We start from the raw sequence: 12,248 nt of genomic DNA on the forward strand, positions 1-12,248 counted from the left end.
TTTACAGTCTCACAGAGAACTATAAACAATTATTCCGTAATCCACTTTAAGGAAACCGCCGTAAACGCAAGTACATACGGTGGTGTGAGAGGACGACAAAGTTAAATACATTACTTAACTTTGTCTCGTACTTTAATTTATAGGACGTGTTCGCTCTGCGGGCTTGGTTCGTCGCCATAGCTTCGCTAAAGAATGACCGACAGCGGCTTCGAATGGACCGAATTGTTTCTCAATTTCTAATATTGTTTCGACGAACTCTGACATTATCGTAGTTTTTCCAGGAGATTTTCCATGAGCTGGAGCATCAAAACTGATAGTGGAGTATCCGGCTTTTAGTATTTCATCGGCTATTTTGTAAAGATGTGTCCCTCTTCCGGACCATCCGTGGGATAACAAAATCTTCTTTTCACTATCACCATATTGATATATGACCACTTCTTTATTTATTGATGGAATTTTAATTAATTTTTGAATGCTTTTCCTATCCATTTCTAATTCTCTTTTAGGAGTCTTATGTTTAAAGGGAGTTGTGAATAATTTTTCAGCAAAAAGAATTGATAATTTTGGGGAAATTGAAGAGAGAATAGTACTATATAGCAGTATAAGTTTAGGAATTTTCAACGATTGCTTGTGATTTGAAGTATTTTTTGGCATTTCAATAAATTTTCATTTAGTTTGACATTGGACAATTATTTTTACTAAATTTAGAAAACATAAAAGTAGTGTTAATATTGGTTTATTTAGGTTCTAATGATTATTTGGAATAGTAAAATAATTAATAATTTTTTAAGTAGTATCTTTTTTTCTAATATTAAAAACGCAAAAAAATAGAATGGAAATAGTTCACATTGCAGCAGAGTGTTATCCGGTAGCAAAAGTTGGAGGATTAGGTGACGTAGTGGGTGCTCTGCCAAAATATCAGAATAATGCAGGGCATCAAGTGAGAGTTGTGATTCCGCATTATGATACTGAATTCATTAATAAAAATGAATTTGATACTGTGTATTCGGGTTTTGTTAAATTAGGGAATTTTAATTTTCCTTTTAATATTCAAAAAGAAAAAATAGATATTTTAGGTTTTGAATTATACTTGGTTCACATACCTGAGCTCTTTGACAGAAATGAAGTCTACGGTTACGAAGATGACATCGAGCGATTTTTGTCATTTCAAATGGCAACATTGGATTGGTTAAACTCTAGAAGTGAGGTTCCTGATACAATCCATTGTCACGATCATCATACAGGATTAATTCCGTTTATGATGAAGTATGCATATAAATTTGAGAAATTAAGAAGTACACCAACGGTGATTACAATTCATAATGCTATATACCAAGGACAATTTGGTTTTGATAAATTGTATTATTTGCCTGAATTCGATTTGTCAAAAGTAACTATTTTAGAATGGGATAATAAAATTAATTCATTGGCAACGGCCATAAAATGTGCTACTGTAGTTTCCACTGTTTCTCCAAGTTTTTTGAATGAAATTAATAATTTCGGCTATGGATTAGAGTCATTATTTAATCAAGTTAGACATAAATCGAGAGGAATTTTGAATGGTATTGATACCGAAGTTTGGAATCCAGCAAAAGATAAAATGTTATTTGCCAATTATTCTAGTAAGACTTTCGAGAATGGAAAGCAAGCCAATAAAGTGAAGTTATGTAGCCAATTTGATTTAGATCCAACAAAACCGCTTTTTAGTTTTATTGGTCGTTTATTAGAAGAAAAAGGAGCAGATTTATTGCCACATGCTGCTGCTCTTGCATTGTCTGAAAATTATAAAGAAATTAATATCTTAATTTTAGGATCAGGAAATACTGGAATCGAGAATCAACTGAGTCATTTAGTGGCCAGTTTTAAAGGGAATTATAATGTTTTTATTGGCTATAACGAAGCATTGGCTCATCAGATTTATGCTGGTTCTGATTTTTTGTTGATGCCTTCACGGGTGGAGCCTTGTGGTTTGAATCAAATGTATGCGTTTAGATATGGAACGATTCCAATAGTGAGAAGAACTGGTGGTTTGAAGGATACGGTGATTGATATTGGAGATGATGGAAACGGCATTTGCCACGATCAACCGTCGATTGAGGATGTTTGTTATTCGATTCAAAGGGGCGTTAGCTTATATAAAGACAAAAAAAGTCTTAAAAATATTCGAAAAATAGGAATGAATATTGACTACTCTTGGGAGAGTGTTTGTCAAGAATATATCAATTTATACAATTTAAAAACAAACTAAAATGAAACCAAAAAAGAAAAATGTAATCGCGATTATTCTCGGTGGGGGCCAAGGCTCTAGATTATTTCCGCTAACTGAATCTCGTTCAAAACCTGCTGTTCCAATTGGTGGCAAATATCGATTAGTCGATATTCCAATATCTAATTGCATGAATTCAGATATTTATAGGATTTTCGTTTTAACGCAATTTAATTCGGCTTCCTTGAATGCTCATATCAAGAACACCTACCATTTTAGCATCTTTAGTCATGCTTTTGTTGATATTTTAGCAGCAGAGCAAACTCCTGACAACCCTAGATGGTTTCAAGGAACTGCTGATGCAGTGAGACAATGTATGCCTCACTTTTTGAATCATGATTTTGATTACGCATTGATTCTTTCGGGTGATCAATTGTATCAAATGGATTTGAATGAGATGATCGAGGAGCATATCAAAAATGAAGCCGATATTTCGATTGCAACTTTGCCTGTAAATGCCAAAGATGCTCCCGAATTTGGAATTTTGAAAACCAATTCAGATAGTTTTATTGATGCATTCATCGAAAAACCTGCAAAAGAACTTTTACCTGATTGGGAATCTCCTGTGAGTGATCAAATGAAAAATGAAGGCAAGCTTTATTTAGCATCAATGGGTATTTATATATTCAATAGAAAATATTTGATGGAAGTTATGGGTGATGCCACTACCAAAGATTTCGGTAAGGAAATCATTCCGCAGGCAGTAGGTCACAAACGATTATTTAGTTTTCAATACGAAGGTTATTGGACAGATATCGGTAATATTGATTCCTTTTTTGAAGCAAATATTGGTTTAACCGACGATTTACCTCAATTCAATTTATTTGATGATGATAATAAAATTTTTACTCGTCCAAGATTGTTGCCGCCAACCAAATTCAAAAAAACAAGTATTGATCGGTCGATTATGTCGGATGGTTGTATTGTGAATGGTAAGGAAATTGTACGTTCTGTTATTGGAAACCGATCTCGAATTGGGGAAGAAACTGTGATTCATAATACCTATGTAATGGGTAATGATTTTTACCAAAGTATCGATGATATGAAAGAAGATGTTGCTAATGGAAGAATTTTGATGGGTATCGGAGAAAGATGTTTTATCAATAATGCTATAGTTGATAAAAATTGCAGAATCGGAAATGATGTTCATATTGAAGGAGGGAAACATTTAGAAGATGTTTCTAATGAAAAATATATGATTAAAGAAGGAATTGTTGTCATTAAAAAAGGAGCCGTTCTTCCGGATAACTATGTAATAAAATAGTCAATTAGAGAGAATACTTTTTAATACTGCTAGTGCTAAGTAAACTAAATGTTTATTTATATTAGCAGTATTGAATATTTTTGTCTAGTTTTTAGTAGAATTTTAAAATTGTAAAATGCAAAATCAAACCAGAATTGTAATTGAAAACGTGATGCCACAGCTCGATGGTGGTATTAATCCAATAAAAAGAATTGTTAATCAACAAGTACATGTAAGTGCAGATGTATTCTCTGATGGACATGATGTCATTGAATGCTGCGTCAAATTTAAAAACGAAAACGACAAAGATTGGAGCGAAGTTCGAATGAATCCGACAGTAAATGACAGTTGGAACGCCAGTTTTAAAGTTGAAAAACAAGGGTTTTACACTTATTTTGTTGAAGGTTGGGTCGATTATGCTTTGAATTGGCAACACGGAACACTTCGGAAAATTCAAGATCATCAGTATGTAAAATCCGAGTTGTTAGAGGGAGCTGAGTACGTCCGAGCTATTTTAGACGTGGTGGATTCCAAGGAACGAGATTATTTGAATACGTTGGCTTATTATTTCACTACTGAGCACGAGTATGATAACGCCATTCGGGAAGCAACATCATCACATTTGAACAACATTTTTAAGAAGTACCCGAAGCGTCTTTTAGAAAATAAATCGTTGGATTTAAAAGTTTACGTCGATAGAAAAAAAGCATTATTCAGTACTTGGTATGAATTTTTCCCTCGTTCAGCTTCGGCCGAAGAAGGAAAGCACGGAACATTCAAAGATTGCGAAAGGTTACTGCCTAGAGTAGCTGCGATGGGTTTTGACACCTTATACTTTCCGCCAATTCATCCTATTGGTGAAGTAAATAGAAAAGGAAAAAACAACGCCACTAATGCTGAACCAGGAGATGTAGGTTCTCCTTGGGGCATTGGTTCGCAATATGGTGGACACAAATCTACTCATCCCGATTTAGGTACAATTGAAGATTTTAAATCATTAGTCCAAAAAGCGAAAGATTTAGGTATTGAGGTGGCGATGGATTACGCTTTGCAAGCAGCTCCGGATCACCCTTACGTGAAAGATTTTCCACAATGGTTCAAATGGCGTCCTGATGGAACGGTGCAATATGCCGAAAATCCTCCTAAAAAATACCAAGATATTCAGCCTATTTATTTTGAAAGTAGCGACTGGAAAAATCTTTGGAAGGAATTATTAGATGTAGCTTTATTTTGGATTGAAGAATGTGATGTCAAAGTTTATAGAGTTGATAACCCGCACACTAAACCATTTTACTTCTGGGGATGGTTGATTAGTGAGATCAAGAAAAAGCATCCTGATGTTTTGTTTTTGGCAGAAGCTTTTACACGTCCAAAAATCATGAACGAATTGGCTAAACAAGGATTCTCACAATCGTATACCTATTTTACTTGGAGAAGTTCTAAGCATGAATTGATAGAATATGTTGAAGAATTGACTAAATCCGATCAAAAAGAATTTTATCGTCCTAATTTTTGGCCCAATACTCCAGATATCAACCCTGCTCATTTGCAACATGGAAATGAATCAATTCATCTTCAAAGGTATTTTTTGGCTGCAACATTAAGTTCTAGTGTTGGGATTTATGGACCGGTTTTCGAATATCAAATTTCGACTCCATTAGCTCCTGGAAAAGAAGAATACTTAAATTCAGAAAAATACGATTTCTTTAAATGGGATTGGGATAGGCAGAATAAAATCACCACAGTAATCAGTAGAATAAACAGAATCAGAAAGGAGCATGCTTCGTTACAACAAACTAATAATATTACGTTTTGCGCTACCAATAATGATAAAGTAATGGCTTACTATAAATTTGATGACGATAAAAGTGATGAAACGCTCATGATTGCAAGTCTTGATTCAAATTATACTTCACAATCTATGGTGCTGCTGCCAAATGACTTATTGGGTAAACTTCCGTTAAAAATTACGGATTTAATCACTGGAAATGCTTATATTTGGGAGAAAGAATGGAATTTTGTTGAGATTTCACCAGATTTACCTTTCCATTTGTTTAAAGTTGAACGATAATTTCTATTTAAAATGAACGAAGATAATTTTCAAAATCCATTCGTTTTTAAAACAGATTGGAAAAATGCTTTTGAAGACAAGGAATTTGTAAATGTCTTTTCGTCTGATATTCTGGAGAATTATATCATCAATAAGCGCTGGTATGGTGGAAAAGCTAGTACTTTAAAGTACATTGAAGTGGTAGAGTACTTCAAAATAGCTTCAAAAACAAATGTTTATTATGGTGTTTTATTAGAGGTCAATTTCAAGGAAGCTTTTTACCAGCATTATTTTATGCCATTGGCTTTTATGTTAGAAGAGGAGTTGGATACCAACACTGTTATTACGCCAGTTAATATGAACGGTCGAGCTGGATTTCTTGTAGATGCTTTACATCAGGAGGATTTCAAAAAGTTATTGTTTGATAAAATTGTCAATGCTAAAGAAAAATCGGATTCCATTGTTAAATTTCACAAAGGAGAAAAACTGGAACAAAAGGAATACATCAGTTCTAAATTTATGGGAGTGGAGCAAAGCAATACGTCCATAATTTACAACGGTAATTTGGTGCTCAAAATTTTCAGAAGAATTTATATCAGTATGAATCCTGAATATGAAATTAGTAGATTCCTCACCGAAAGGATGGATTTCAAAAATTCACCTGCTTATATGGGAAGCATCAATGTGGTTTTGACAGAGGGAAATATCACTTTAGGTTTGATGCAAGAGTTAGTACCTAATCAAGGCGATGCTTGGCAGTTTATGCTTGATGAAGTAGATCGAATTTTTGATAATCTAAAACATAAAAAAATTAAAATTAGTAAATTACCAGAAATTGAGTTGTTCAAAAGATTAAAGATCAATGAAGTTCCGCACGAAATCATAGACTGGGCAGGATTGAGTATTTTTATGCGAATCCAAAAATTGGCCACAAGAACGGCCGAAATGCATATTGCATTGGGAAGTGATGTATATGAAACTGCTTTCACACCGACAACTTTTAACGGAGATTATTCAGTTTGGCTCAAAAACAGACTGACGTATCAGTTTCAAAATAGATTGAATATTCTAGAAAATAATCTTCATAAACTGGACGGTTTGGCTTTAGAATTGGCCAATCAGTTTTTGGATCATAAAAAAGAAATTCGAAAAATATTTCTGGATTTCGATTGGACAAAAATGAAATCCGAAAGAATTCGAATTCATGGCGATTATCATTTGGGACAAGTTTTGGTCAATGGAGATGATTTTTATATTTTAGATTTTGAAGGTGAACCAGAAAGTACCATTCGCGACCGAAAAGTAAAACAGCCTCCATTAAAAGATGTTGCAGGAATGTTTCGTTCCTTCCATTATGCTATTTATGCCACGATTTTCAATAACAAGGAGAAGTATCCTTATGAACAAGAGGAGCTTTTCAAGGCTGCTGAAATTTTATTCGAATATTTTGTTGGTGTTTTTCTTTATACCTATACTGAAGTTGCCCAAGGCGAAAATTTGAATATTGGTTACCGAAAAGAAATCGATTTTTTGCTAAAATATTGTTTACTTGAGAAAGCAATTTATGAATTGGGATATGAACTCAATTCTCGACCACGTTGGGCTGTAATTCCGTTGACAGGAATTTTTAGTATATTAAACAATGATAAAAAACAATTGAATTTAATGAGTTGATATAAAATCTTTAAAATGTACTTTTGAAGTTCTTGAGCTGCTAAATATTAATCCTTAAAGATTATTAATAATATTAAAAACTAAAATTAAAAATTAAAATATGCGTTTGAAATACGTTTCATTCGCGTTCCAAAAAGAAAAAAAATGAACAAAGTACAACCTTATTCTCTTTTTACCGATTTCGATATTGATTTATTCAAAGCGGGAAAACATTTCCGCTTATATGAAAAACTAGGTGCACATCTTGTTGAAGTCGACGGCGTAAAAGGCGTCTATTTTGCTGTTTGGGCTCCATCAGCACGTTCTGTCTCTGTGGTTGGGGATTTCAATTATTGGATTCAAGGAGATCATCCATTGCAGGTGCGTTGGGATTCCTCCGGAATTTGGGAAGGATTTATTCCCAGAATCGAAAAAGGAACCACTTATAAGTATAAAATACAATCCAATAATGGTGGAATTATTACCGAAAAAGCGGATCCATTTGCGCTGTATTGCGAACATCCACCTCATACAGCTTCTGTCGTTTGGGATTTGGATTACCAATGGAAGGACAAAAAATGGATGGAAACCCGAAAAGAGCACAATGATTTAGATAAACCGTATTCGGTTTACGAAGTTCATTTGGGGTCTTGGAAACGCAATGCAGATGGAAAATTTCTAACTTATTTGGAATTGGCTGATTCGTTGGTGGCCTATATAAAAGAAACTGGTTTTACTCACGTAGAGTTTATGCCTATAATGGAATATCCTTATGATCCATCTTGGGGCTATCAGTTGGTTGGCTATTTTGCACCGACTTCTCGATTTGGAACGCCACAGGATTTTATGGTCTTGGTCGACAAATTGCACGAAGCTGGTATTGGCGTAATACTAGATTGGGTTCCTTCTCATTTTCCTGAAGATGCTCATGGATTAGGATTTTTTGATGGTTCAAACCTATTCGAACATCCTGATCGCAGAAAAGGTTATCATCCGGATTGGAAAAGTTTAGTTTTCAATTATGGACGAAATGAAGTACGTGCATTTTTGATAAGTAATGCTATTTTTTGGCTACACAATTATCACGTTGACGGTCTTCGTGTAGATGCTGTGGCTTCGATGTTATATTTAGATTATTCCAGAAATGAAGGGGAATGGGAACCAAATATTTTTGGTGGAAGAGAAAATCTGGACACTATCAGTTTCTTGAAAGAATTTAATGAAGCCGTTTATTCTAGTTTTGAAGGAGTGCAAACTATTGCCGAAGAAAGTACTTCTTTCCCGATGGTTTCTAGACCAACATTCGCTGGCGGACTAGGTTTTGGAATGAAATGGATGATGGGTTGGATGCACGATACGTTGCAGTATTTCCAAAAAGAAACTGTGTACAGAAAATACCATCAGAATGATTTAACTTTTGGGATGACTTATGTTTTTTCCGAAAATTTTATGTTGCCTCTTTCTCACGATGAAGTGGTTTATGGCAAAAAATCTATTGCAGGAAGAATGACCGGTGACGAATGGCAAAAATTTGCCAATTTACGTTTGCTTTATGGTTATATGTTTACCCATCCAGGAGCAAAATTATTGTTTATGGGAAGTGAATTTGGACAAAGTGCTGAGTGGAATTTCGAAGGAAGTTTGGATTGGCATTTATTGCAATATGATTATCACGATGGAGTGAAGAAAGCCATAACCGATTTGAATGCTTTGTATAAATCGCAACCTGCTTTGTATGAAAAACAATTTAGTCCAGAAGGTTTCGAATGGATTAATTATTCGGATCATCAAAACGCAGTAATGACTTTTATTCGAAAAGGAAACAACCCAAAAGACGATGTAATTGTGGTTTGTAATTTCACCCAAGTGGTTCGTGAAAATTATCGTATTGGTGTGCCCAAAAAAGGAAAACTAACAGAAATTTTCAATAGTGATTCCAGTGTTTATGGTGGAAGTGGAGTGAAAAATCCAAAAAAATTAACTGTCGAAGCATTGCCTTATGATGGAAGGGATTATTCAGTAGAATTGTTATTGCCACCATTGAGTGTTACGGTTTATAAGTATGCTTAATACTAAAATATTTAAACAAAAAAAGGGACCATCTTAAACATTAGATAGTCCCTTTTTATCTTTTACTATGAATTATTTTTTGATAATCTGCTTGTAAATAGTCTCTCTATTTTCGGTTATCATTTTTACTATATAGGTTCCGGGAATCAAATTACCCAATTCAATTTGTTGGTTACTTCCAACACTTTGAAAAGAAACTAAGGCTCCTTTTACATCAAAAACTCCAGCTTCGCTCACTATCTTTTTAGAATCAATTTTTAGGGTTCCGTAAGTTGGATTCGGATATATAATAAAATCATTTTTAAAAATTTCTTGACCGGAAACAGACAAGGTCACATTGTTATAATTGGAATCAAACCATTTATCGGCTGTGATTCCAGTTAAATCTGGACTTTGAATGTTGCCAGCTTGGTTTCTGAAAATGACATTGACCGACGTTACTCCAGCAAAAGTATATTTGTACCAACCATTGACATCTGCAGTCATCGGAATCGATTGTGCCCAAGTAATAGATGGAACCGCTCCAGATGGTAATGCAGACCAATAATAAATTTTTGGAATTCCCCAGCTGGCTAAGGGTTTGAAATATACCGTAATTGGACTTATGTTGCCAATAGAGTATTTTTGAGTAGCTGTACTTTGGTTTCCATCTGCATCAATAGCCAAAATATTGAAAGTTGTAGTTGCTGTAATGTTGATGGTTTTAGTTGAAACAAAACTTGGAGACGAAGTAGTAGGAGCACTCCCATCGGTTGTATAATACACTTTTGGACTCGGATCATTCGAATCAGTAGCCGTAATTTTTACATCAATAGGAGTTGCAGAATAATTGGATGCAGGCTCGAAAGCAATTTTTGGTGCAATGTCTAAATTTTTTCCAACCCAAACGTGCTGAATTTTCGATTTGGTTATATTCCCTTTTTTGTCGGTAACCTCTACATAATAATCTACTAATTTTTCAGAAATTCCCGCAATTTCTGCATAATACTGATTAGCAATAACTGTTGGCAACATATATAAATCTGCCTGAGTATTGCTGGTAATATTACCTTTTGGAAAAATTCGCTCAGTCATTGGTAAAGTTACCCAATTTCCCACGTCGGTTCCGCCAGCATAAGTTTCGTTATGATTTGAGTTTAAATTATTTTTACCATCAGTGTCTATTCTGTATTTTAGTTCTGATTTTTGAACGCCACTTACGTCGTAGGCAAAGGTATATACTGTAAAATCTGCCGAATTCAAAACTTCTTTATAACCGTAGGGAGCACCATATCCTTTTTCTCCGGGATTATAAGGCCAGCGCTGTGGAATAAATACGGAGGGTTTTGTGTTGTCAACGCCAGGATTAGCATCCAATGTTGGTTTTGCAAACTGAACACATCGATTCACTGCAAGCGTAGTTTTTATTTCTAAATCCTCGGCTAGACCATAATAAGCATTTCCGCTGTCATAACCTGCCATCAGAAAATGCCAAGCTTTCTCAGCAGGGCTAATTGCTGCCGTTGGATTTACAATTTCGCTCATTCGAAGGTTATTTCCTTCCAATTGTTCCGCCATAATAGCATGATTTTCTCCAGCAGTTGTGATGGCTTGATTCATCATATCTTCGGTCCAACCATTTGGATTGAATTTGTAATTAGAGTCATAAAAAGGCCAAAGCCAATTGGTAAATTGTGGATGACCAAAATCGCCGTCCGCATTTACCCATCCGCCATCTTCAACATGCACAACCTCAGAATCAGCAACAGGGTGGTCTTTTAAATATTGCGGAATTGTTGTTGGCACATTTCCTTGACTTGCTGCTGCGTGCGAAAAATTAGTGACTGATTCGTTATAATATGAAGATCCGCCTCCCCAAGCATTATCGCCATCGTGAGCAAATAATACTAATGGAGGTCGTGGCGAAGTGCTTGCTTGAGCAACAATCGGAGCGATGAGACTAGTCCCAATTGCAGCATATCCATCTTCATAGCTTTCATAATCAGCCATTGGAACCACAGTGATTTTGTATTCTTGGGCGGTTTCGGGGTCTATATATTTAGATTTGTAGGGTAGATAACAATAGGGAACAGCAAATTGTCCACCGCGAGCATCTTTTTGAGCAGAAAACCAATTGGTTCCATTGGTGTCAACTCGATCAGCTTTGTTAGGATAATCACACATAGATCCACCAGAACCAGCTTTTATTGGGTAATTATTCAATGTTCTAGCCAAATGACTGTTGGCAATCACCGACCATTCTATTCCGCATTCCGTTAAGGTTTTGATTATTCGTTCAGAAAAAGCACATTCTGCTGGCCAATATCCTTTGGAATCGTGCGATCCAAATAGTTGTTTTGAATAATATTGATGCGCTTTAATTTCTTTTGTCAAAGCTTCGTCACTCATTAATGGCGAAAGAGCGTGATGCATAGTAAAAGAGACCATTTCCATTCGAGGAAAATTTCCTGATGTTTTCCAAGCCTTAGCATCCTTTATGTTTTGAATCCAAGAATTATTATAACCCCATTGATTATATTGGGCCAGTTGATTAACGTTTTCCAATAAAGATCCTCCATAAGTAATTTGTGCTCCTGATTCAGGTAAATCTCGAATAGAATTGATAGCGTTTTTAGGCGCATACTGATAAGCTGCAACTCGGTCTCCAGCTCCAAATATTTCCTGTAAATTATTGGTAGGATGGGCTAAACCATTGACATCATTATTGGCTCCCGAAAATTTCAAGTCCTGAGATTCTTTAACAATTTGATATCGATTCGGATTAATTTTACTGACATCTCCCCAATAAGTAGGTTGGTGTAAATGCCACAAATAGCTAGTGTGAACTTGCGCTTGGATGTTGAAAAAAGAAGTAAAAAAAACTAAAAAAAGTAGTGATTTTTTTGTCATTTTTAATGTATTTGGTTATTTATAGAATTTGGATATATAAATTTAATACAATTAAAGGACTAGTTAAATTTTAAATA

Annotated in this window: 7 protein-coding genes; 5 read left to right on the forward strand and 2 right to left on the reverse strand. The window is 35.0% G+C overall.

Annotation, left to right across the window (positions count from 1 at the left end):
* Positions 1 to 132 precede the first annotated feature (132 nt).
* Positions 133 to 489, reverse strand: coding sequence for a hypothetical protein (locus ACIQ1E_RS11755; RefSeq protein ID WP_396171496.1), 357 nt, complete (start codon positions 487 to 489; stop codon positions 133 to 135).
* Between the two features lie 343 nt (positions 490 to 832).
* Between ACIQ1E_RS11755 and ACIQ1E_RS11760 the strand changes: the two genes are divergently transcribed.
* The 5 genes from ACIQ1E_RS11760 to glgB all read left to right on the forward strand — a co-directional run bounded on the left by ACIQ1E_RS11760 (position 833) and on the right by glgB (position 9,282).
* Positions 833 to 2,248, forward strand: coding sequence for a glycogen synthase (locus ACIQ1E_RS11760; RefSeq protein ID WP_396171497.1), 1,416 nt, complete (start codon positions 833 to 835; stop codon positions 2,246 to 2,248).
* A gap of 1 nt (position 2,249) precedes the next feature.
* On the forward strand, positions 2,250 to 3,530 hold the full coding sequence (locus ACIQ1E_RS11765) for a glucose-1-phosphate adenylyltransferase (protein WP_396171498.1): 1,281 nt from the start codon (positions 2,250 to 2,252) through the stop codon (positions 3,528 to 3,530).
* Between the two features lie 115 nt (positions 3,531 to 3,645).
* The gene (locus ACIQ1E_RS11770; RefSeq protein ID WP_396171499.1) at positions 3,646 to 5,580 is read left to right on the forward strand and encodes an alpha-1,4-glucan--maltose-1-phosphate maltosyltransferase; all 1,935 of its coding nucleotides are present in this window, start codon (positions 3,646 to 3,648) and stop codon (positions 5,578 to 5,580) included.
* A 12-nt stretch (positions 5,581 to 5,592) separates the two neighbouring features.
* On the forward strand, positions 5,593 to 7,233 hold the full coding sequence (locus ACIQ1E_RS11775) for a trehalose synthase (protein WP_396171500.1): 1,641 nt from the start codon (positions 5,593 to 5,595) through the stop codon (positions 7,231 to 7,233).
* 144 nt (positions 7,234 to 7,377) lie between these two features.
* Positions 7,378 to 9,282: a 1,4-alpha-glucan branching protein GlgB gene (gene glgB, locus ACIQ1E_RS11780; RefSeq protein WP_396171501.1), complete on the forward strand. Its 1,905-nt coding sequence runs from the start codon at positions 7,378 to 7,380 to the stop codon at positions 9,280 to 9,282.
* Between the two features lie 72 nt (positions 9,283 to 9,354).
* On the opposite strand, the gene ACIQ1E_RS11785 is transcribed toward glgB, so the two are convergent.
* The gene (locus ACIQ1E_RS11785) at positions 9,355 to 12,171 is read right to left on the reverse strand and encodes a starch-binding protein (protein ID WP_396171502.1); all 2,817 of its coding nucleotides are present in this window, start codon (positions 12,169 to 12,171) and stop codon (positions 9,355 to 9,357) included.
* Positions 12,172 to 12,248: the final 77 nt, after the last annotated feature.

The organism is Flavobacterium sp. (genome assembly GCF_044348915.1).
Classification (GTDB): Bacteria; Bacteroidota; Bacteroidia; order Flavobacteriales; family Flavobacteriaceae; genus Flavobacterium.